Raw genomic sequence first — 22,922 nt, 5'->3', positions numbered from 1 at the left:
TTATTTTAGGAGGACTAAAAAATGAAATTAAATAAAGAATTATATAGGGATCATAAGTCATACCCTGTAAAAGTAATTCAATTTGGAGAAGGAAACTTTTTAAGAGCTTTTGTCGATTGGCAAATAGATACAATGAATAAAGAAGCCGATTTCAATGGTAGTGTCGCTGTAGTTCAACCATTACCAGGTGGAATGATTCATAAATTAACTGAACAAGATTGTCTTTATACTTTATATTTACAAGGAATGCAAAACGGTAAAGCAGTTAAGACACACAGAGTAATTGATTGTATAGATAGAGCCGTAGATCCATACAAAAATTATGATAAATTCTTAGAACTTGCAGAAATACCAACAGTAAGATTTATACTTTCAAACACAACAGAAGCGGGAATAGTTTTTGAAGAAGACGACAAATTAGAAGGCGGATGTCAAAAAGGATATCCTTCAAAATTAACAGCTCTTTTATATCACAGATATAAGATATTTAATGGAGCAGCTGATAAAGGTTTAAATATAATTCCATGTGAATTAATCGATAGAAACGGTGAAAAATTAAAAGAAATAGTATTAAAATACGCTGAAATTTGGAACTTAGGTGAAGACTTTGTAAACTGGATAAATACTGCAAATACATTCTTCTGCAGCTTAGTTGACAGAATAGTTCCAGGTTATCCAAGAGATACAATCGATGAAATAACAAAAGAATTAGGATATGAAGATAATTTAGTTGATGTTGGAGAAATATTCCACTTATGGGTTATTGAAGGACCACAATCATTAAAAGAAGAATTACCAATAGAAAAATCAGGTCTTAATATAAAAGTTGTCGATGATATGACACCATATAGAACTAGAAAAGTTAGAATATTAAATGGATCTCATACTGCAATGGTTCCAGTTGCTTATCTTTACGGATTTGACACAGTTGCTGAAACTGTAGATCATGAAGTGATGGGTAAATATGTAAGAGAATTAATATTCGATGAAATAGTTCCAACATTAGATTTATCACATGATGAATTAGTTCAATTTGGTAATGATACAATTGAAAGATTCCAAAATCCATATGTAAAACATTATTTAATGAGTATAGCATTAAACTCTATGTCTAAATATAAAACAAGAGATTTACCAAGCTTAATAGAGTATTTAGAAAGAAAAGGAGAACTTCCTAAGAAATTAGTATTCTCTCTTGCAGCTTTAGTAGAATTTTACAAAGGTAAAAGAGGAGAAGAAGATATAAAACTTGCTGATGATGCTCAAATATTAGACTTATACAAAAAATTATGGTCAGAATGTGATGGATCAAAAGAAGGATTAAAGAAATTAGTAAGTGAAGTTTTCGCATACGATAAAAACTGGGGTATGGACTTAAATGAAATCGAAGGTTTAACAGACGCAGTAACTGAAGATTTAGCTCTAATTGAAAAATTAGGAATGAAAGAAGCTGTTAAATCAGTTCTTTAAAACTCAAATTCGTACTTACATAAATAAATTGATTAAAAGTAACAATTAGTTTAAAAAAAGCAGGTAGATAGAATGAAAGATTTTATAAAAATAAATATTAAAGATAATATCGTTGTTGCACTTAAAGACATAAATAAAGGTGAAACAATAGAAGTCGACAGCAAAAAAATAACTTTAAAAGAAGATGTTAAAAGAGGACATAAAATCGCTATAGAAGATATCAAAGAAGGCAGCGATGTAATAAAATACGGATATGAAATAGGACATGCAACTAAAAATATAACATCTGGAGAATGGGTTCATACACATAATCTAAAGACAAATTTAGATGGAATCAAAGATTATGAATTCAATAAAACATCTTATGAATGTGATATAGAACAAAGAAATTTAACTTTTGAAGGGTATGAAAGAGAAGACGGAAATATAGGTATAAGAAATGAACTTTGGATAGTTCCAACTGTAGGATGTGTAAATGGAATAGCAGATAGAATTATTGAAAGATTCAAAGAAGAAGTCAATGTAGAGGGTATCGATGGAATCGAAGCATTTAAACACAATTACGGATGTTCTCAACTTGGAGAAGACCATGTAAATACGAGAACTATGCTTGGAAATATTGCAAAACATCCAAATGCAGGTGGAGTATTAGTACTTGGATTAGGTTGTGAAAACAATGTAATGCCACAATTTATAGAATCACTTGGAGATTACAACAAAGATAGAATTAAATTTTTAGTATCTCAAGAGGTTCCTAATGAAATAGAAGAAGGCGTTAAAATATTAAAAGAATTATACACAAAAATGAAGGAAGATAAGAGAGTAACTCTTCCTATATCAAAATTAAAAGTAGGACTAAAATGTGGAGGTTCTGACGGATTATCTGGAATAACTGCCAATCCTCTTTTAGGAAGTTTTTCAGACTTTTTAGTTGCACAAGGTGGGACAACAGTTCTTACTGAAGTACCTGAAATGTTTGGAGCAGAAACTATTCTTATGAATAGAGCTAAAAATGAAGAAACATTTAATAAAGTTGTTCATTTAGTAAACGATTTTAAAGAATATTTCATGAAGTACGATCAACCTATATATGAAAATCCATCACCAGGAAACAAAGCTGGCGGGATTACTACACTTGAAGATAAATCATTAGGATGTACTCAAAAATCAGGAAATGCTACTGTTATAGATGTTCTTAAGTATGGCGAAACTCTTAAACACAATGGACTTAATCTTTTAAGCGGTCCTGGAAATGACTTAGTCGCTGCATCAGCATTGGCAGCAGCAGGATGTCATATGGTATTATTTACAACTGGAAGGGGAACACCATTTGGAACTTTTGTACCTACAATAAAAGTGGCTACAAATTCACCGCTATATAAATTAAAACCACATTGGATGGATTTTAATGCTGGATGTCTAGTTGAAGATAAGAATTTAGAAGAGACAACTGAAGAATTTATGAAATTTATAGTTGAAGTTTCTAATGGAAAATATGTAAATAATGAGATCAATAAGTTTAAAGAAATTGCAATACTTAGACAAGGTGTAACATTATAAATTAAAAAAAGCGTGTGCAAGTTTAAAAAAAGTATGAAATCTATATTATGAAATTTATATAATAAGATCTATATTTTTTAATAAAAATTGCACACGTGTGTATAAATAAAAATTAATTTTTTTACTTATGATTGATACAAATTTAACACAACGAAAATATATTTTCATAATATAAAGTGTTGAAATAATAAAAGAATATATAGTAAATAAGTATTATAATATTACCAACTTACATAAGTGGAAAATATTATAAAAGTTATATTAATTAAATTATTAAAAGGGTACAGAAATTGTAGGAAATTCGATATATTAAATGATTAAATAAAATAGGAAAACGTATTTCAAGGTGAAAAATATTATTATAACAAAGAAATTATTTGGAGGAGAAACAATGAAAAGAAAAATAACTTTTATGAATATGATTGGTTATGCATGTATAAACTTTTTAGGTAGTGGTTCACAAGCGATTATTTCAGGATTTTTAATGTTCTTCTATACACAATTCTGTGATATAGGACCAGCAAAAGCCGCTATGATATTTACAATTACAAGACTTATGGATGCTGTATTAAATCCTTTAGTTGGATCTATAAGTGATAATTTTGGTAAGACTGCATTAGGAAAAAGATTTGGTAGAAGAAAATCATTTACTCTAATTGGTATACCACTAGTTTTAATGATATTCCCAATGTTATGGACAACAGGTCATTCATATGGATTCTATTTTGGATTAAATTTATTATGGGAAGTTACATTTACACTAGTATTAGTTACAGCTTCAACTTTACCTGCTGAAATGGCTACTACTGCAGCTGATAAAACTAAACTTGTATCAGCTAAACAATATTGTGGACAAATTTCAAGTGCAATAGCTACAGTATTCCCAGCATTTTTCGTTGCAAGATTAGGAAGAACTAATCCAACTGGATATTTCTACGCAGGTATTAGTTATGCTGTAGTAATGGTAATATCTTTAATAGTATTTTATGCATTTACTTTTGAAAGAGATCCTAAAGATGTACATGTTGTTGAAACTAAGAGTTTTGCTGAAACTATGAAGAAAATGCTTCAAGATATTCCTTCAGCAATGAAAATCAAATCATTTAGATTACACGGAGCAATGTTATTATTAATAGGTATCTACAAAAACTTAGCATCAGGTATATTTACTTATTTCGTAGTTTACTGCTTAAGTTTATCAGCAGTAGAAGCAAGTTATATAACAGGTTCTTCACAACTTATTTCTATAGTTGCAGTTACTATAACTATAGCATTATGTTATAAATTTGGTTCAAGAAAAGCATTTAACGTTGCAGCTATTGTAGTCAGTGTGACATGTTTAGGATATGTTTGTTTAACTGGATTAAAAGGAACTCAAATTTTAGTACCAGCATTAATCGTTATTGCAACAGTCAATTTTATGGGTAGAGCTGCATGTGACTACATTCCAGTATTCCAATTACCATTTATGGCTGATATAGATGAAGCTGTTACTATGCAAAGAAGAGAAGGAATATTCAGTGGTGCTAATGGATTTTTAGGAAAAATCGCATCTGCAAGTGAAGCATTTATATTAGGTGCTATATTAGAAGCATCAGGATTTGTTAAAGGTCAAACAGTTCAACCAGAAGCAGCTGTACATACAATAACAATAATGACAGTAGTAGTTCCAATAACATTATTATTCTTATGTTTCTTATTTGCTAGAAGATTAAAATTAACTAAAGAAAGTCATAAGATATTAGTTGATGAAGTAAATAGAGTTAAAGCTGGTGGAGATAAAGCAGCAGTTACATCAGAAGCTAAACAAGCTATAGAAGATTTAACTGGATATGATTATGAACATTGTTTTGGAAACAACAATGTTGGATACCATGAAAAATCTGCAGTTAATATGTAAATTGAAATAGTATAAATAATTATTTTGATAGTAAAAAATTTCAGAAGTGAAGTGAGTTAGGATTTTATTTTTTTAATAAAAGGAGAATTTGTATATGTATAAGAAATTTGAATGGAATCAAGAATTATATAATTTAATTGAAAATACAGTAAATGATAATATAATGAAGTTTGATAATAAAACAGAATATAAGGTTGACGATATCAAATATAAAAATCTTGTAAGAGATATTGAGGAAGTTTACCTTACTCATCCTGATGGACCTTACAAAGGAAGTAAAAAAGAACTTAAAAATGATAAAGAATATATAGGAAAATCTTTAGTTAAAAATACACAAAATGTAACATATTATGGTGATGCAATACAAAAAGCTATCGACGATGCAACTAGCAATGGTGGAGGAAAAGTTATAGTTTCTGGAGGTAGCAAAGAAGAACCTAATGTTTACTACAGTGGTGCAATAACTTTAAAAAGCAATGTTGAACTTCATATTGAAGAAAATGCCGTAATAAAATTTGTGAGAAATAAGAACAATGAATTTTATCCACTAGAATATACTAGATGGGAAGGTATTGAAATGATGAATTTCTCTCCTTTTATATACAGTTATGGCGCTGAAAATATTGCTATAACAGGAAAAGGAATACTAGACGGAAATGCCGATGAATTTAACTGGATGCCTTGGAAATTTGGATATTTTAATGAAGAAGATCAACAAATTCAAAGAGAAAGATTATTCGATCTTGGTCAAGAAAATGCTGATGTTAGAACAGAGAGAATATTCAAAGACGATATCTCTACAATAAGACCTCCATTTATTCAACCTTATAAATCAAAAAATATACTTATTAGAGATGTAACTATTTTAAATTCACCATTTTGGGAAATAAATCCTGTTCTTTGTGAAAATATAAAAGTTGACAATATCATTATTGATACTCATCTTTACAACAATGATGGAGTTGATCCAGAATCTTGTAAGTATATGATAATTGAAAACTGTAAATTTAGTACAGGAGATGACTGTATAGCGATAAAATCAGGAAGAAATAACGAAGGAAGAAATATTGGTGTTCCTTCAGAAAACATTATAATCAGAAACAATAAGTTTGAAGACGGTCATGGAGGAGTGACAATAGGTAGTGAAATTTCAGGTGGAGTAAATGATATATTTGCTCATGACAATTACTTCGATAGTCCAGAACTTGATTATCCAATAAGATTTAAAACAAATGCTGAAAGAGGCGGAAAACTTGAAAAAATATATGTAAAAAACAGCGTTGTAAATAAATCTAAAATAGCAGTTATCCATGCTGATTTCTTCTATGAAGAAGGCGTAAACGGAAATCACAATCCAATATTAAGAGATATAACATTATCTAATATTAAAACTATCGAAGGTGGAAGTATCGATGCAAGCAATGCTTTATATTTAAAAGGATTCAAAGATGCACCTATTGAAAATATTTTAATTGAAAATGCAGAGCTAAATGGGGTTAAAGGTGACATGGTATTACAAAATGTAAAAGGCCTTGCATTTAAAAATGTATGTATAAATAATGTAAAAGTTGACGATAAAATTATAGATGTTGATGATGATTTTAATGCGAAAGAATATGCTTTAAACTAAGTTTAGGATTGTTCGAGCTAAGTTTAAAATTGTTTGCGATGAAATTAATCTAAAAATAGGACATATAAAACGTAAATTGATCTGTTTTGTATGTCCTATTTTATTTTACAAAGTCCGATCCTATAGAATAATCATTTTCGCTAAATTTTTGAACACTTGCGATTTTTTATAGAATTTAATTATAAAAATTGTAGTTTTTTGTAATTAACCATAAACAAAATTATGGTAAAATTTATGTATCAATTTACTCGAAAAGGTAGTGTAAAAAACATATGAAAAAATGGAAGAATCTAGTTTTTTATCAAAATCAAAAAAATTATATGTAAATTTAAACACTAAAAATAAACCTTAGCTTTATGATTTTTAAAAACTGAGGTACAAAAATAATATTATATTAATGGTAATATCATGCGGAAGCCTCAAAATTGATGATAAAATCTTGAGAAAGTTCTATTAACTTGCACCAACGTGCAGGCATAGTTGGCAATTCCTCTAAAGATTCGATTTTAACAGGAACTTTATTTTCTAGACTTTGATGAGGTCTAAGAAAATTAAAATAAGTAGAGTATAAACTTATGTAAGATAAAGCGCCTTCGGCTTTTCCAAATCCGTGTGTGTTTTTATAATTACTTTTAAAGCATCTGTTAAGTCTTTCAATTATTTGCTTAAGAGGTCTAAATTTTTTGGATGTTTCATCATTATTACTAAGACCAATAACTTGCATTATCTCAAAATTTATGCCGTGGGAAGCAAAAAACTGTTGAGCTAGCAAGTATATAGGGTTTCCGTCTGTTATTATATTTAAATTTTCAGGAATTTTTTTAAACTTACTCAATACATCGTCAAGAGCATAAATGGCAGAATTAGTATCTCTGTTTGGAGATGTATGGTAAGATAAAATAATTTTTTTAGCAGCATCCATAAAAAAGAATATATAATTCCATTTACCCTTAATTTTGATATACGTTTAATCACCACAAATTGAATCAGAAATATCATAAGGATAATGATCTACAAAAGGCTTTACTAGCGTAGCTACGCTATTTGCATAATTAAGTACAGATTGATGAGAAATCTTTATTCCATGTATATCATTCATGATTTCAGCTGTTTTTCTAGATCCTAGTCCATAATTAACATAGTATGTAAGTATTAAACCTAAAGTATACTGTGGTACTCTTATTTTTGGAAGAGAAACTAGAGTCTTGATTTTACTGTCTTTAGATAATGGTTTAAAATCAACTGTAAATAACCTATAAATATATCGAAGTTTAAATGTTTGAGGACTTTTATTAAATTTAATTTTATCCTCAGGAGATAAAGCATTTTTATTAGAAATATAAAAAGAGCATTCATTATTTCTACATTTATAGACTAAAAAACTTTTTCTAGTTTTTATTTTATCAAGCGGTTTAGAACAATAAGGACATCTAAGAATTACTTCATGCTTGAACTTATTATTTGATTTAAAAGTAGTTTTGCATAATTTGCATTGGTATTGGCCATTACCACCGTTATTATCATATATGTATTCATGCGGAGCATTACATCTAGGACAAATGATAGATTTATCAATAGAAGTAGTTGATTTTCTTCTAGATACAGGTTTGATTTCTTTATCAGTAGATTTTAAATGTTTTTGCAAAATTTCTTTAAAATCTAGTTTTTCAATATTTTCGATTTTAGGTAAAATATCAACCTTAAGTTTACGATATTTCTTCTTAATGGGTTCATCCCTTCGGGGAAGTAGGATTATTTTACCATAAAGCATAACCGCTAGGTTTATAACTAGATTATGTAGATAGATTATATATTCAAAAACTTGTAAGTTCATAAACTTATACCTCCAAACTTATTATTTTAAGATAATTTTATATAAAAATGAGGGGGAGGTATAGTTTAAATAGAAAATTAAGTAAAATCAAAGGGTTGATCAAAAATATAGTAAGTATTTTTGACAATACAAAAAATATTTGGAGGAATAATTATTAAAAGAAGAAAAACAGCATTATTATTATCTACTTTAGCAATTTGCTCAACTATGATGGTGACAGCAAATGCTGAGTCTCAATCAACAGAACTTGAATACACTATAAAAAATGATCCAACTTATACTGTTGAAATTCCAGCTAAAATAAAAATAGCTAAAGACGGATCTGATATGACAATTAAAGCATCAAATGTTAATTACTTAGATGGACAAAAAGTATCTGTATCAATAGCAGGAACAAGCTATTTTAGAAATCAAATGGTATTAACAAATTCTGAAACAATAGCAGTTATGAGATATCAAATAGTAAAAGAAGATGGAACAGTTATAGAAACAAATGGACAACAAAACCAAGTTAATGGAGTAGAAGTAGCATCATTTACTAAAGATGGAGAAGTTACTGATAAAGTTTTACCAGTAGAATTACCTTCTTCAACAACAGGTGACTACAGCGGAACAATAACTTTTGATATAGGTTTAGTAGATGCAAAATAATTGAACAAATGGTACTTATAGTTCTTAGAGTCGCTGATTTTTATAAAATTAGTGGCTCTTTTTTTAGTTTTCAGATTAACATTAAATTAACATACTTAACTTTATAATAACTTATACTTAATAAACGCTTAAGACGTGTTATGTACTATATAAAGTGTAAAGGGGAGGCAGAAAGATAAAGATAAGTTGCCAAGCCGCAAGCTTTAAAGCGCATAAGAAAGAACATTATAAGGTTATTAAAAATAAAATTTTAAAACATATTGGAGGAAGAAAGATGTTTAACAAAAAAAGATTAGTGGCAATTTTAACAGGGACTTTACTAGTAGGCTCACTTGTAGGGTGTAGTGCAGGAGGAGCATCAAATTCAGGTTCAGGAAGTAGTGATTCAAGCAAAATCACAATATCAGGTTCAACTTCAGTAGGACCAACAATGGAAATTTTAGCAGAAGATTATCAAAAAGCAAACAAAGGAACAACAATAGAAGTTCAACAAGTAGGTTCATCAGCAGGTATAACAAATACAATCGATGGAACTTCACAAATAGGAATGTCATCAAGAGATTTAAAAGATGAAGAAAAATCAGAACTAAAAGAATACCAAATAGCAATAGACGGTATAGCAGTTATAACAAATTCAGCAAATAAAGTAAAAGATTTAACATTACAACAAGTAAAAGATATATATACAGGAAAAATAACTAACTGGAAAGAAGTTGGTGGAGCTGACGCAGAAATAGTAGTTGTTTCAAGAGAAGATGGTTCAGGTACTAGAGATGGTTTCCAAGAAATTGTTGGATTTGAATCAAAAGATTTAACTTCAAATGCACAAATATCTGATGGATCAGGAAATATAAAAACAACTGTACAAGGAAATGAAAATGCAATAGGATATATATCATTTGGATATTTAGATGACTCTATAAATGCAGTTAAAATAGGTGGTGTAGAACCAAAAGAAGAAAATGTTTATAACGATAAATATCCAATATCAAGACCTTTCTTATTAGTTACTAAAGGTGAAGCAAGTGGAGATGCAAAATCTTTTATAGATTATATATTAAGTGATGCAGGTCAAAAAACTATAGAAAAACAAGGATTTATGAGTGTTAACCAAAAATAGATAAAGATATCATAGATATTCAAGAAAGTTTTAGCTGGGCTGTCTCATTGAGATAGCCTAGCATTTTAAAAAGGAGGAACTTAGATTGGAAAAGACAGAATCAATTAATGTAAAAGAAAGTAGTTCATCTAATAAAAATAAAAGCAAATATGTACTTGAATTTATAACAGAAAAAATATTTATGATAAGTGCCCTTATGGCAGTAGTAAGTTTGCTACTTATAATAGGATTTGTGTTTTATAAAGGCTTAATTCCATTTGTATCAGAAGGATATTCATTTATAGATTTTATATTTGGAACAGAGTGGTTACCAAGCTCTAAACAATTTGGAATAGGTTCTATGATAGTTACATCAATGGTGGCGACAATAGGTGCTTTAATAATTGGAGTTCCAATAGGTATATTATCAGCAATATTTATAGCTGAGATATGTCCAAAGAAATATGCAAAGATAATTTCAACAGCAGTAGAACTTTTAGCAGGTATACCATCAGTACTTTACGGTATATTTGGTCTAGCAGTAATCGTACCAGCAATACAAACAGTATTAAACCTTCCAAAAGGTCAAAGTCTATTAGCAGTAATTATAGTTTTAGCTATAATGATGCTTCCAACAATAATATCATTATCAGAAACATCTATTAGGGCAGTACCAAAATCATACAAAGAAGGATCTTTAGCTTTAGGTGCATCAAAAATAGAAACTATATTTAAGGTTACAGTCCCAGCTGCAAAATCAGGAATATTAGCTGGAGTAATTTTAGGAATAGGTAGAGCATTAGGTGAAACAATGGCAGTAATTTTAGTTGCAGGAAATTCAACAGCAATGCCGACATCACTACTTGATAGTGCAAGACCACTTACAACAAATATAGCCCTTGAAATGGGTTATGCAGCAGGAACACATCAAAATATGTTATTTGCAACAGGTGTTGTATTATTCATATTTATAATAATCATAAATTTAGTTTTGACTAAATTAACTTCTAAAGGAGTTGATAGATAATGGAAAATAATTTGAAGTCTAGAAAAACAAAAGATAGACTATTGATTTCACTAGTGTATTTATCAGCAATTATAACAGTAGGTCTATTACTAGTGATAGTAGGTTTTATATTTATAAAGGGGATAGGAAAAATAAATCTTAGTTTTTTATTTGCTGATTACTCAGCTAGTGGAAATGGCGGAATTTTACCAATGATTATAACAACAGTATATATGGTTTTAGTTGCAATATTAGTAGCTACACCAATTGGAATATTAGCAGCAGTTTATTTACAAGAATATGCTAAACAAGGCAAAGTCGTAAGAGTAATAAGATTTGCAACAGAATGTTTAGCAGGAATACCATCAATAGTATATGGATTATTTGGTGGGATATTCTTTGTAGTAGCACTAAAACTTCAATATTCCATATTATCAGGTGGTTTAACTGTAGCAATTATCATACTTCCAACAATAATCCGTTCAACAGAAGAAGCTCTAAAAACAGTACCAAGTACTTATAGAGAAGCGTCACTAGGTCTTGGAGCTACAAAGTTTCAAACACTTTATAAAGTTATATTGCCAAGTGCAATACCTGGAATACTTTCAGGGGTTATTTTATCAATAGGGCGTGTAATTGGAGAATCAGCAGCTATTTTATTAACAGCAGGAACAGTAGCGAAAATGCCGCTTACTGTATTTGATAGTGCGAGAACACTTACAGTTCATGCGTATTTATTGACTAAGGAAACTGGAGATATCCAAACAGCATGTGGTGTTGGTATAGTTTTAATTGTAATAGTATTTGGATTAAATACTATAGCAAAATTAGTAGCTAAAAAGTTAAACAAAGCAAATTATTAAATTAATTGAGATTGAGAGAAGAATTTAAACTAAATATTTTTATATAGATTAGTAATTAAGATTTTTTAAATAAGGAGATTGGTAATATGGATTCAGAAAATAGAACTAAGATAAGAGTTAACGATTTAGATTTATATTATGGCGAAAAACAAGCGTTAAAAGATATTAATATGGAGATAAAAGAAAACGAAGTAACAGCATTAATAGGACCTTCTGGATGTGGAAAATCAACATTTTTAAGATGTTTAAATAGAATGAATGATTTAATTGATAGTGTAAAAATAAACGGAAAAATCTATCTTGAAGACGAGGAAATACTTACAACTAATGATGTTATAAATCTTAGAACAAGAGTAGGAATGGTATTTCAAAAGGCTAATTTATTTCCAATGAGTATATATGATAATGTTGCTTATGGTCCAAAAAATCAAGGAATAAAAGACAAAAAACAATTAGATAAAATAGTTGAGGAAAGCCTAAGAGGGGCTGCAATTTGGGATGAGGTAAAAGATAGATTAAAATCGCCAGCCCTAGGTTTATCAGGAGGGCAACAACAACGTGTATGTATAGCGAGAACTATAGCTATGAAACCTGATGTTATATTGATGGATGAACCGACATCAGCTCTAGATCCAATTTCAACATCAAAAGTAGAAGATTTAATGGCTACATTAAAAAGTAAATACACTATAGTAATTGTAACTCATAATATGCAACAAGCAGCTCGTATATCTGACAAAACAGGATTCTTCTTAAATGGGGAATTAATAGAATTTAACAATACTAAAGATATATTTACAGTTCCTCATGATAAAAGAACAGAGGACTATATAACAGGAAGATTTGGTTAGAATTTAATAAATCGAAATTAAATATAAAAAACTATGTTATGGGGAGAGAAAAATGGCGAGTACAAATTTAGAAATGAGTATAAATACATTAAAAGAATATATAATTAGAATGATGGATAAATGTGAAAAAGCTATTGATTTATCTATTAAAAGTATGCTTACAAAAGACATAGAATTAGCTAAAAAAGTTATTGATGATGATGACGATATAGATATATTAAGAGAATATATAAGAGATAGAAGTATAGAATTAATGGCATTAAAACAACCTATGGCAAGAGATTTAAGAGAAATATACGCTTTAGCCGATATATCAGCAGAATTAGAGAGAATAGGTGATTATGCTGAAAATATAGCATCAGAAGTTGTATCAATTGCTGGAGAAGATTATATAAAAGAATTAATCGATATACCTAAAATGGCACAATATTGCTTGGATATGATAGAAGGTATAAAATCAGCTTTTTTAAATCAAGATGCTGACTTATCTTATAAAGTAGCACTTATGGATAAAGAAATAGATATACTTTATTATAAAGTGAGAGAAGATTGTCTAAAAGTTATGCATGAAAATCCAGAAAAGAATATAACTCAAGGAGTTAAGCTTGTATTTACAGCTAGATATTTAGAGAGAATAGGAGATCATATTACTAATATATGCGAAAAAATAATATATGCAAGAAATGGTAAAATGATTGAAATTGGATAGCGATAGGTATTATAATTAAGGTATGAGTAGTATATTACAGTTAAATATTGTATATACGATTATATTCTTTTAACCAACAAAATATATATGTAAACAGGTTGCCGATATACATTTAAGTGTATCGGCAATTCTGTGTTTTAATATAAAAAATATATTGTCGAATTAATGCGATAAATAGAATAAAATATTAATTCAAAATAAAGGTTTAGTTAAGTTTTCTAGATTAATATATAATCAGAAAATAAAAAAAGGAGAATTAATATGAAAAACGTTTTTAAAAAAAAGCATGACAGTATTATTAGCGTTGACATTTATATTGGCTATAAGCAATTTAAATGGAGTTAATACCTCATTTGCAGATACAGAGGATAATACAACACAAACGACAACTGAGCAAAGTAATAGTGAGGACTCAACAACATCAGATGATTCAGCTACAGATGATTCAACTACAACTGAAGAATCTACACAAGACTCAGAAAAAGATGAAAACACCCTTACAACAAAAGATGGATTTAAGTACATATTAGAAGAAGATGAAGTTACGATTAAGGGCTATGAAGGTAAAGAAAGTGATTTAGAAATACCAAGTAAAATAGATGGTCATAAAGTAACTAAAATCGGAGAAAATGCATTCGACGGTAATGAAGAAATAATAAATGTAACAATACCAGATAGTGTAAAAACTATAGATTTATATGCATTTTATAACTGTACTTCACTTGAAACAGTAAGCATACCAGAAAGTGTTACAAGCATAGGTGAAGGAGCATTTGCAAATTGTACAGCTCTTAATACGATAAATCTTCCGAGTAAGATAAAAACAATAAGTTATGGATTATTTGCAAGTTGTAGCAATTTAACTAAAATTGAAATACCAAGCAAAGTAACATCAATAGATGGATATGCATTTTATGCTTGTACATCTCTAAAAGATGTAAATATACCAGAGGGAGTTACAAGTATAGGAGAGGCAGCATTTTACTACTGTGTTGGATTAGAAAATCTAGAATTATCAAAGAATGTCACAGAAATAGGCGATTATGCATTTGAAAATTGTACAAACTTAACTATAACAGGATACAATAATACTAAAGTTAAGACTTATGCAACTGAAAATAGTATTCATTTTAAGACTATTTATACAGCATGGGATTATATAAAAATAATTTTGGGGCTTGTTTTAACAGCAGGAATAATATTCTTAATATATAAATTAAGAGCAATAATAAAAAATAAAAGATATTTAAAAAATAATATAGTATTTGATGAACCAGTTATAATACTAGACAATCAAGATTGCAAGATAGAGATAAAAGGTAAATCTAATAAAAAAATAATTGATGGAAAAGAAATAAATGCTAAGAAAAATTCTTCAGTAGCAGACTTTGTAGGATATGTTTATGAAATAGAAAATAAATCAAAATCACCAATAAAAGTATCTACTAAATATATAACTATTGGAGAATATACTGACAAATTTAATTTAAATGAAGAAATTCCAGCAGGTAAAAAGGCAAAAGGATTTACTTATTGCAAAAAAATAAACTCATTAAGTGAGCTTAAAGAAGTTAGTGGAATAGTTGTTATTTCTAAAAATAATGACGATATAAATGAAACAAAAGAATATAACTTCAATATAGACTAAGACTTACTTCAAAAATACATTATATCAATTAACTTTATAAAATAAAACTAAAATTTAATCAATATACTAAAAGGTGGATAAATACTTTTGTGAGAGTTTATCCACCTTTTTATAATATATAATTATTTAGCTATATTTAAACTTGAAAAAACTCTCTTACATACTGTTTCACCTATTATGTAAGCTAAAATTAGTTTTAATATATCGACTGCGATAAATGGAACTACACAGTAAATTAAACTTTGGAGTATTGTATTTCCTGTAATAAATGAGAACATAATAGTACCTAGAGTATAAACTATCGCTAAACCTAAAATCATACTTATAGAAGTTATAAAATTTGAATTGAATTTTTCTTTAGCATAACCTATAATAAATGCCATTAGAGGATACCCTAATAGAAATCCACCTGTTGGGCCAAATAAAACACTTATACCCCCTGCAAAGTTAGCGAATACTGGTATTCCTATTGCACCTAATATTAAGTAAATTAAAGTAGATATAAATCCACATTTAGATCCTAAAATGAGTCCAGTTATAGCAATACCGAATATTTGTAGTGTAAATGGAACAGTGGTAAATGGAAGTGGAATAGATATTTGAGCTAATATAGATATTAATGCTGCAAATAATCCGCATAAAATAATTTGTCTTGTTGAAAGTTTCATAAAATTATCCCCCTTTAAAATCTACATAAAAATCTCTTTCATAAAAAAATTTTCTGTAGTATATTACCTAAAATCTATTAATTTAAAATTAATGTCAACTTCAAAAATAGATAGGTTAACATTAATTTAGCACTGTGATAAAAAAATTTCAATAAAATATTGGAAAAAATTAATAAAAATATTTCAGCGCCCTTTTGAAAAATACATTGTGATATACTTAAATAGAGAAAAGTAATATTGGAGGGATAATGTGTATGGATGTTGCGCATAAAAAACATATGTCAGAATCGTTTAGATTGGCAGCGTTATTAGCTTTAGTTGGAGGTTTTTTAGATGCATATACTTACATATGTAGAGGAGAAGTTTTCGCAAATGCTCAAACAGGAAATATAGTATTAGTAGGGTTAGCTCTATCAAAATACAATTTTAAAGGAATCATATATCATTTTGTACCTGTTATAGCATTTATGCTAGGTGTAATACTAACAGAAATTATAAAAAGAAGAATAAAGCCTAGACGGACTTATATCCACTGGAGACAAATTGTAATAGGAGCAGAAATTATAGTACTTACTATAATGGCATTTATTCCAATGGGAAAATATGATGTTATAGTAAATATATCTATTTCATTTATTTGTGCAATGCAGGTTGAGGCATTCAGAAAGGTAAATGGAACAGCTCTAGCAACTACTATGTGTACTGGAAATTTAAGAACTGCTACAGAGCAGATATTTAAGTTAGTAGTAGAAAAAGACAAAAGTAAAATGCGAGTAAGTGCTCAAGCATATGGTGTAGTTATATTTTTTATTATAGGAGCATCTATGGGAGGTATTTTAACAAATATATATTGGGAAAAAGCAGTTTTAGTTGCTAGTGCAATTTTATTTGTCGTATTCATATTTATGTTTAGAAATATAGAGAAGTATATTTTAAAAGAATTAGAGCAAGAAGATGAAGTTGAGGAAGAAGAAATAGATACTGAAATAGAAGAGTTAAAACATATGAAAAATTAATATATAACTTTATTAATGAAAACTTAATATTTAGGTAAGGTTAAGTTAATATTTTTATATTATATTTTAAATATAGAAATTTAGTTAGTTTAAGTAAAAATTTACTTGAAAATATAAGCTGGTACAAATTCAGTTTATAATCTAGATGATTTTTCAATGTTACTCCTTTTTAAACAAGGCATACTGATTATGTCTTGTTTTTTTGTTTGAAAAATAAAAAAATATTCGTAAAGTCGAATTTTTAGATAAAAATACAACATTATGTAAAAAAAAAGACTTTGAATATTGACAATTTTCTGTAAAAAATATATTGTTTAATTAAAATAAGAAATATAAAAAATACAATTTCTAAAAGCAAAAATTTATTTATTTTTCAATGACAAAAATTCATAAGTTCTTGAAGTGTCTCAAGAGAATATCATAAAAAAACTACCGAGAAGTAAATACTCATTTTTTAAACAACTAAAAATATAGGGGGTTCATTATGGATGAATTAAAAAGAACATGTTTATTTGATGTGCATGAAAAGCTAAATGCAAAAATGTTTGAATTTGCAGGATGGGAAATGCCATTGGAGTATACTAGTGCAGTTAAAGAACATGAGCATGTAAGAAAAAGTGCAGGTTTATTTGATGTATCTCACATGGGAGAAGTAGAAGTAAGGGGAGATGAAGCTCAACAGTTTATACAGTATTTAATTACTAATGATGTATCAAACTTGAAGGCTGATGAAATTTTATATTCTCCGATGTGTTATGAAAATGGGACAACAGTAGATGATTTATTAGTATATAAGAGAGGGCAAAATGATTATTTACTAATTATAAATGCAGGAAATATAGACAAAGATTATGAGTGGATAGTTGAAAATAGCAAAAAATTTAATGTAGAGACAAAAAATATATCTGATAAAGTTGCACAATTGGCATTGCAAGGACCTTTAGCAGAAGAAATATTAAGCAAATTAACAAATCAAGATTTATCACAAATAGAGTTTTATAAATTTAAACAAAATGTAGATGTTTGTGGAGATCCTTGTATAGTATCTAGAACTGGATATACAGGTGAAGATGGATTTGAAATATATTGTGATAAAAATGTAGCACAAAAAATATGGAATGCTATATTAGAAGAAGGAAAAGAAAGAGTAGTTCCAGCAGGACTTGGAGCTAGAGATACTTTAAGATCAGAAGTAAATCTTCCGCTTTATGGACATGAAATAAGCGAAGAAATCCCCCCTTTAGAAGCAGGATTATCAATATTTGTTAAATTAGATAAAGATGATTTTATTGGAAAAGATAGTCTTAAAGCATTAAAAGAAAGTGGAAATGCTAGAAAACTAGTAGCGTTTGAGTTGACAGGAAAAGGAATGGTAAGAGGGGGATATGATGTAGAGATAGATGGTGAAGTAGTAGGTTTTGTAACTACTGGACTAAAATCTCCAACTTTAGATAAATTTATAGATGCCATGAAACAAATAGCAAAAGAAGCTGAAGAAAATCCAGAATTATTAAAAACTGCTCCTCATAATACAATAATTAAGAGAGTTGACGATGCTAGAGCAGTTAAGAAACCTATCTTAACTTGGAAAAATAGATAATAAATTAAGCTATAAATAGATAAGCTAGATTTTAATTATATAGAGTACAACCTCCATTTTGGGGGTTGTTTTCTTTTTACAAAATTTAATCTATAATAGTATAAAACATTTTAATAGGAGGGGGATTTATGGCGATTACTATATTGGAAGCAATGAAACTTCCGACTTTTAAAGATTTTGACTTAGTTGCCGGATATAGAGGTCTTGATAGGGAAATTCAAAGGGCGTCTATACTTGACTATGAATATGAAAGTAGTTTATTTGATAAGCCAATCCAGACTTACTTTGAAAAAGAGGACTTTGTTATAAGTAGTCTTATATATGCAAAAGATGATCAAAGTTTAATATTAGAGAGTGTAAAAGGATTAATATCAGATGGAGTAAGCGGACTTGCTATAAAAAATATATATTATGATGAATTACCAGAAGAAGTTATAAAATATGCAAATCAAATGGATTTTCCTATTTTTATGTTTGATAAAAAAGGTTCTTATTATGAAGACATAGTTACAGAGATTTATGATAAAAATAAAGAAAAAAATAGTCTTAAATATCAAGAAGCGAAAATCGCGATTTTATTAAAAGAAGATTTAGATAAGTCTAGTGTGAAAAATATGGCGAAAGACTTTAATATATCTTTCAAAGATAATGTATTTTGTCTTTGTATAAAACCTAAAAAATATATAGACGAAAATTCACTAGCAGATATAGTAAATATATTAAATAAGGATTTAGGTTCAAGTCATGCTGCTTATAGATACCATGGATGTATATTTATTATATATACTTTTGAAGATAATCATAGAGATAAGAGAACGATACAATTTGAAAAGCTTGTCGATATGATGATGTGTAGTTTATTTTTTAATTTAGATGATTATTATGTTGGTATCAGCAATTTCCATACATATATAGATGAGTTTAATTTTGCCCTAAAAGAGGCAATGTACGCCATGAGGGTATCATCTATAGAAGAAGTAAATAAAAAATATTATTATGAAATAGGAGTTTATAAGCTACTAATGCCTTCTTATGAACAAGGATATATGGCGAATTTTAATTCAGATATTGTTGGAAAGATAAATCAATATGATAAAAAATACAATACAGAACTACTTCAGACATCTATAAAATATATACAATCTGGCGGTAATATCAAACAAACTTCAAAAATAATGAATCTACATAGCAATACTGTAAGATATAGAATAAATAAAGTAAAAGAAATATTAAATATAGATAAGTCGGAGTTTGAATTTTATGAAGAACTTTCAATAGGAATAAAATTATATATGATATATCAAAATATATAGATTTTTATTTAAATTTTATATTTGTAAATTTTACAAAAAAAACATCATAATTTTTAATATTATACAATTATTTTAAATTATTATTTTTATATAATTATTTTGTGACATAAATATGTAGGAAGGTGATTATATTGAAAAATAATAAAGAAGTATTTTACAAACTATGTTTAATACTGTGCGCAATTATTTGGGGAAGTACTTTTGTAGTAATTAAAGATGCTACAAATACTATGACATCAGGATTTATAAATGCAGGTAGATTTACAATAGCGACACTTATTTTACTTGTTATATATTTTAAAAAGATAAAAAATATAAATAAAACTGAATTAAAAGGCGGAATTTTAATGGGAATTTCGCTATTTGGAGGATATTATCTACAAGTTTTAGGCATGGAGTATGGCTCAAGCGCGGGAAAATGCGCATTTTTATCAGCGACATTTTGTGTAATGGTGCCGTTTTTATCTTGGGCAGTATTCAAAAAAACACCTGATAAATATAGTGTGATTGCAGCTATTTTATGTGTTATCGGTGTTGCGCTTGTATCTGTTGAAAAAAATGCAACAATAACACTTGGTGATGGAATAATCTTAGTTTCGACGTTTTTCTATGCTGTAAATATAATGTTTACATCAGAGTTTTCAAGCAAAGAAAGTGCAGATGTGAAGGTTCTTGCATTTTTACAAATAGCAGTAGTAGCAATTTTAAGTTGGCTAATTGTAATAATAAAAGGTGATATACCACAAGCTTATAATATTAGAGCTGTTATGGGAGTTGTTTATTTAGGTGTATTTGCAACAGCGTTATGTCTGCTGATGCAAGTTATTGGATTAAAGCATATAAATTCTACATCAGCATCAATAATTCTAAGTTTAGAGTCAGTGTTTGGAGTAATTATATCAATAGCATTTTATAATGAAGTAATTACAACAAAATTGTTGATTGGATTTATAGTTATTTTTATTGGAATAATAGTTTGTGAAACTAAATTGAGTTTTATAACAAATAAAATAAGTATAAAAAAATTAGATACAGGAAAATATAAAGATAAATCTAAAAAAGAGTACTTTAATGCTGAGATACAGCGCTCTAAAACGTCAATCTAAAATCTATATGGATATAAAAACCCCCTAATTTTAGGGGATTTTTTCTGTTAAACACCTTTCAAGTAAAAAATTTGATATAATGAAAAATATGAGTTTAAAATAATAAAAATAAGACTATAAATAAAAAAGAAAAATAATTTTGCAAATTAATAATATAAAGAGGTTTTGTCATGAAAAGTATAATAGAAAAGACTTTAGATACAGGAAAGAAGATAGCTTTGACTGCTATTATTACATACGGTGCAATTAGAGTTTTAGAAGATGAAGAAGAAAAAACAACTAGAATAAAAGAAGTACAAAAGACAAAAAGAAAAAAATCTAAATATAAAAATAAAAGAAAATTTAAAGTTAAAAAGTTAAAATATAAAAATAAACAAAAGATAAAGGTTAAAAAATCTAAGTTTAAAAATAAGATGAAGGCCAAAAAATTTAAGTTCAAATTCAAGGGCGAGTAGTATAAAGAGGGAAGATTTATATAGCATATTGTATACATAAAAGAAAAATATTATAAAATAATAAGACTATAAAATTGACATAATTTCAAAAATTAACTAAGATAAAAGCATAAAATAAAAGAGTTATAATGTTTATATTTTAAAATTAAGTTCTAAATTAGTATTGCAATGGGGCATCTTAGTATTTTAGGATGTCTATTTATGTTTAGGGGGAAAAATTATGAATAACAAGTTTGTCAGTATAGTTATTGATAAGGAAGAAGGTTCAAGATTTCTTGTATCAGATGACAGAAGTATAGATACTGTAGATTTATCAAATGACAAACAGACTTCTATTGCCAGAATTAACATAAAAGACGATATTACTACTGTTTGTCGTTATGAAAATGGGGAATCTAAAGGAACTATAAGTCTTAATATTGGAAAAGAACAAGTCAAAATTGACTCAAGTAGCAATAAAATTACTTATGTAGATAACAATATTAGAGATTTAGCTAGACTATATAGCATAGATCTCAATGAAGGGGAAACTACAGATGTAGAAAAGATAAGAGGACTTTGCAAAATATTAGCAGATATAATGATTACAACAATCCATCTGAGTGATTACTCTTGGGGATTTTCAAAAATGGTCATAAACGGTAGAAAATCTTTTGAAGAAGATTTTTCACCAAGTATAATAATATTTACTGGAATAGCAGCAAAATATATTTTTAATAAAAATGAAAAAAATGTATTTGAAGATGGAAATATAGGCATGTTGCTCTGCCAAGAAATAAATAACTATAGCAAAAATACATGAAAATTAAAAAATCTATAGTTAGATAAATTTCTTGAAATAATTAAATTATCAAAATAAATGAACACTGAGAATTTTACCATTGGAAATTCTCAGTTTTTTTAATATATAGAAGTTTTGTTTATTTTTAGTTAAAAATAGATGATATAATAATTATTATCATTGTATAGAAAATAAAAGTTTACTTATACAATAAAAATCAGTATTTGAAAGGTGGAAAGATGAAGAAAAAAGGGAAAATAATTACTTTAACTATACTTGTTTTTTGTTGGATGGCATTTATATTTAGTATGTCAGCTAAAAATTCTACACAATCTTCTAATATAAGTGGAGGATTTACTTACAATATACTTAGTATGTTTTTTTCTCAATTTAGATCAATTGATAAAGCAACACAAGACAGCATAGTAGAAGGGTTACAATTTATAGTAAGAAAAGGAGCACATTTTACAGCATATGCGATATTAGGGGGACTTTGTTTTGCAAACTTAAGATCATTAAATAAGTTTAAATTAAAAAGCAATTTTTTAATAGCTCTTGTAATATCAGCTTTATATGCTGCATCTGATGAACTACATCAGTATTTTGTACCGGGGCGTTCGTGCGAATTTAGAGATGTTATGATTGATAGCTGTGGGGCTCTAACTGGTATAATTGTAGTTATTATTTTTAGTAAGATAATACAAAAATTAAATAAAATAAAAAGGGATAAAAATCAAGATATAATCTAGATAATAAATATAT

21 protein-coding genes are annotated in these 22,922 nt (G+C 27.9%); 18 read left to right on the top strand and 3 right to left on the bottom strand.

Translation table 11 applies throughout. The annotated features are described in order from the left end of the window. Positions 1-21: 21 nt before the first annotated feature. The 4 genes from ABCM86_RS00195 to ABCM86_RS00180 all read left to right on the top strand — a co-directional run bounded on the left by ABCM86_RS00195 (position 22) and on the right by ABCM86_RS00180 (position 6,560). Complete coding sequence (locus tag ABCM86_RS00195; protein WP_343003193.1) at positions 22-1,470, top strand: tagaturonate reductase; 1,449 nt, start codon at positions 22-24, stop codon at positions 1,468-1,470. Between the two features lie 72 nt (positions 1,471-1,542). Beyond that, on the top strand, positions 1,543-3,030 hold the full coding sequence (locus tag ABCM86_RS00190) for an altronate dehydratase family protein (RefSeq protein WP_343003192.1): 1,488 nt from the start codon (positions 1,543-1,545) through the stop codon (positions 3,028-3,030). Positions 3,031-3,421: 391 nt separating this feature from the next. Further along, complete coding sequence (locus ABCM86_RS00185; protein ID WP_295675449.1) at positions 3,422-4,930, top strand: MFS transporter; 1,509 nt, start codon at positions 3,422-3,424, stop codon at positions 4,928-4,930. A gap of 94 nt (positions 4,931-5,024) precedes the next feature. Beyond that, a complete protein-coding gene (locus ABCM86_RS00180) occupies positions 5,025-6,560 on the top strand; it encodes a glycoside hydrolase family 28 protein (protein ID WP_295675451.1) in 1,536 nt (511 codons plus the stop codon). Between the two features lie 406 nt (positions 6,561-6,966). On the opposite strand, the gene ABCM86_RS00175 is transcribed toward ABCM86_RS00180, so the two are convergent. Together ABCM86_RS00175 and ABCM86_RS00170 are read right to left on the bottom strand one after the other, a co-directional pair. Further along, positions 6,967-7,515 carry a DDE-type integrase/transposase/recombinase gene (locus tag ABCM86_RS00175; protein ID WP_295675473.1) on the bottom strand — a complete coding sequence of 183 codons (549 nt, stop codon included), beginning with the start codon at positions 7,513-7,515 and terminating at the stop codon, positions 6,967-6,969. Positions 7,516-7,527: 12 nt separating this feature from the next. Continuing rightward, positions 7,528-8,394 carry a hypothetical protein gene (locus tag ABCM86_RS00170; RefSeq protein ID WP_295675453.1) on the bottom strand — a complete coding sequence of 289 codons (867 nt, stop codon included), beginning with the start codon at positions 8,392-8,394 and terminating at the stop codon, positions 7,528-7,530. Positions 8,395-8,514: 120 nt separating this feature from the next. On the opposite strand from ABCM86_RS00170, the gene ABCM86_RS00165 reads away from it, so the two are divergent. The 7 genes from ABCM86_RS00165 (at position 8,515) to ABCM86_RS00135 (ending at position 15,221) form a co-directional block, all read left to right on the top strand. Further along, a complete protein-coding gene (locus ABCM86_RS00165; protein ID WP_295675455.1) occupies positions 8,515-9,045 on the top strand; it encodes a hypothetical protein in 531 nt (176 codons plus the stop codon). 274 nt (positions 9,046-9,319) lie between these two features. After that, positions 9,320-10,165 (top strand): phosphate ABC transporter substrate-binding protein, encoded by an 846-nt coding sequence (locus ABCM86_RS00160; protein WP_295675456.1) that lies wholly within the window; start codon positions 9,320-9,322, stop codon positions 10,163-10,165. Positions 10,166-10,250: 85 nt separating this feature from the next. After that, positions 10,251-11,171, top strand: coding sequence for a phosphate ABC transporter permease subunit PstC (gene pstC, locus ABCM86_RS00155; protein WP_195930731.1), 921 nt, complete (start codon positions 10,251-10,253; stop codon positions 11,169-11,171). After that, complete coding sequence (gene pstA, locus ABCM86_RS00150; protein ID WP_343003191.1) at positions 11,171-12,013, top strand: phosphate ABC transporter permease PstA; 843 nt, start codon at positions 11,171-11,173, stop codon at positions 12,011-12,013. Before pstC ends, pstA begins: the two co-directional genes overlap by 1 nt. Positions 12,014-12,099: 86 nt before the next feature. After that, positions 12,100-12,864, top strand: a complete 765-nt coding sequence (gene pstB / locus ABCM86_RS00145; protein WP_195930733.1) for a phosphate ABC transporter ATP-binding protein PstB — start codon at positions 12,100-12,102, stop codon at positions 12,862-12,864. Positions 12,865-12,916: 52 nt separating this feature from the next. After that, on the top strand, positions 12,917-13,573 hold the full coding sequence (phoU, locus tag ABCM86_RS00140; protein WP_195930734.1) for a phosphate signaling complex protein PhoU: 657 nt from the start codon (positions 12,917-12,919) through the stop codon (positions 13,571-13,573). A gap of 286 nt (positions 13,574-13,859) precedes the next feature. Then, entirely contained in the window at positions 13,860-15,221 is a 1,362-nt protein-coding gene (locus tag ABCM86_RS00135) for a leucine-rich repeat domain-containing protein (RefSeq protein ID WP_343003190.1), read from the top strand. Between the two features lie 122 nt (positions 15,222-15,343). On the opposite strand, the gene ABCM86_RS00130 is transcribed toward ABCM86_RS00135, so the two are convergent. Next, positions 15,344-15,889, bottom strand: a complete 546-nt coding sequence (locus tag ABCM86_RS00130; protein WP_195930736.1) for a biotin transporter BioY — start codon at positions 15,887-15,889, stop codon at positions 15,344-15,346. A 254-nt stretch (positions 15,890-16,143) separates the two neighbouring features. Between ABCM86_RS00130 and ABCM86_RS00125 the strand changes: the two genes are divergently transcribed. From ABCM86_RS00125 to ABCM86_RS00095, 7 genes are all read left to right on the top strand, one after another. Beyond that, positions 16,144-16,905: a YoaK family protein gene (locus ABCM86_RS00125; RefSeq protein WP_195930737.1), complete on the top strand. Its 762-nt coding sequence runs from the start codon at positions 16,144-16,146 to the stop codon at positions 16,903-16,905. A gap of 484 nt (positions 16,906-17,389) precedes the next feature. Further along, the gene (gcvT, locus tag ABCM86_RS00120) at positions 17,390-18,505 is read left to right on the top strand and encodes a glycine cleavage system aminomethyltransferase GcvT (RefSeq protein ID WP_343003189.1); all 1,116 of its coding nucleotides are present in this window, start codon (positions 17,390-17,392) and stop codon (positions 18,503-18,505) included. 128 nt (positions 18,506-18,633) lie between these two features. After that, complete coding sequence (locus ABCM86_RS00115; RefSeq protein ID WP_295762048.1) at positions 18,634-19,818, top strand: PucR family transcriptional regulator; 1,185 nt, start codon at positions 18,634-18,636, stop codon at positions 19,816-19,818. 131 nt (positions 19,819-19,949) lie between these two features. Further along, positions 19,950-20,924 carry a DMT family transporter gene (locus ABCM86_RS00110; protein WP_295677513.1) on the top strand — a complete coding sequence of 325 codons (975 nt, stop codon included), beginning with the start codon at positions 19,950-19,952 and terminating at the stop codon, positions 20,922-20,924. A 170-nt stretch (positions 20,925-21,094) separates the two neighbouring features. After that, the gene (locus ABCM86_RS00105; RefSeq protein WP_295762054.1) at positions 21,095-21,379 is read left to right on the top strand and encodes a hypothetical protein; all 285 of its coding nucleotides are present in this window, start codon (positions 21,095-21,097) and stop codon (positions 21,377-21,379) included. Positions 21,380-21,599: 220 nt separating this feature from the next. Beyond that, positions 21,600-22,181, top strand: a complete 582-nt coding sequence (locus tag ABCM86_RS00100; protein ID WP_295677512.1) for an ethanolamine ammonia-lyase reactivating factor EutA — start codon at positions 21,600-21,602, stop codon at positions 22,179-22,181. Positions 22,182-22,399: 218 nt separating this feature from the next. Continuing rightward, positions 22,400-22,909: a VanZ family protein gene (locus tag ABCM86_RS00095; RefSeq protein WP_343003188.1), complete on the top strand. Its 510-nt coding sequence runs from the start codon at positions 22,400-22,402 to the stop codon at positions 22,907-22,909. The last annotated feature ends 13 nt before the right edge of the window (positions 22,910-22,922 follow it).

The sequence above is a fragment of the Clostridium sp. 2218st1_F5_2218SCRN_220325 genome (genome assembly GCF_039062665.1).
Classification (GTDB): domain Bacteria; phylum Bacillota; class Clostridia; order Peptostreptococcales; family Peptostreptococcaceae; genus Intestinibacter.
Note: the sequence above shows the minus strand (reverse complement) of the source record. Positions and strands in the feature narration are given on the sequence as shown.

Bases quoted from the DNA above. Each gene is read 5' to 3' on its own strand.
- ABCM86_RS00195 (WP_343003193.1), top strand. From the start codon at position 22: ATGAAATTAAATAAAGAATTATATAGGGATCATAAGTCATACCCTGTA.
- ABCM86_RS00190 (WP_343003192.1), top strand. From the start codon at position 1,543: ATGAAAGATTTTATAAAAATAAATATTAAAGATAATATCGTTGTTGCA.
- ABCM86_RS00185 (WP_295675449.1), top strand. From the start codon at position 3,422: ATGAAAAGAAAAATAACTTTTATGAATATGATTGGTTATGCATGTATA.
- ABCM86_RS00180 (WP_295675451.1), top strand. From the start codon at position 5,025: ATGTATAAGAAATTTGAATGGAATCAAGAATTATATAATTTAATTGAA.
- ABCM86_RS00170 (WP_295675453.1), bottom strand. From the start codon at position 8,394: ATGAACTTACAAGTTTTTGAATATATAATCTATCTACATAATCTAGTT.
- ABCM86_RS00160 (WP_295675456.1), top strand. From the start codon at position 9,320: ATGTTTAACAAAAAAAGATTAGTGGCAATTTTAACAGGGACTTTACTA.
- pstA (WP_343003191.1), top strand. From the start codon at position 11,171: ATGGAAAATAATTTGAAGTCTAGAAAAACAAAAGATAGACTATTGATT.
- pstB (WP_195930733.1), top strand. From the start codon at position 12,100: ATGGATTCAGAAAATAGAACTAAGATAAGAGTTAACGATTTAGATTTA.
- phoU (WP_195930734.1), top strand. From the start codon at position 12,917: ATGGCGAGTACAAATTTAGAAATGAGTATAAATACATTAAAAGAATAT.
- ABCM86_RS00135 (WP_343003190.1), top strand. From the start codon at position 13,860: ATGACAGTATTATTAGCGTTGACATTTATATTGGCTATAAGCAATTTA.
- ABCM86_RS00130 (WP_195930736.1), bottom strand. From the start codon at position 15,889: ATGAAACTTTCAACAAGACAAATTATTTTATGCGGATTATTTGCAGCA.
- ABCM86_RS00125 (WP_195930737.1), top strand. From the start codon at position 16,144: ATGGATGTTGCGCATAAAAAACATATGTCAGAATCGTTTAGATTGGCA.
- gcvT (WP_343003189.1), top strand. From the start codon at position 17,390: ATGGATGAATTAAAAAGAACATGTTTATTTGATGTGCATGAAAAGCTA.
- ABCM86_RS00115 (WP_295762048.1), top strand. From the start codon at position 18,634: ATGGCGATTACTATATTGGAAGCAATGAAACTTCCGACTTTTAAAGAT.
- ABCM86_RS00105 (WP_295762054.1), top strand. From the start codon at position 21,095: ATGAAAAGTATAATAGAAAAGACTTTAGATACAGGAAAGAAGATAGCT.
- ABCM86_RS00100 (WP_295677512.1), top strand. From the start codon at position 21,600: ATGAATAACAAGTTTGTCAGTATAGTTATTGATAAGGAAGAAGGTTCA.
- ABCM86_RS00095 (WP_343003188.1), top strand. From the start codon at position 22,400: ATGAAGAAAAAAGGGAAAATAATTACTTTAACTATACTTGTTTTTTGT.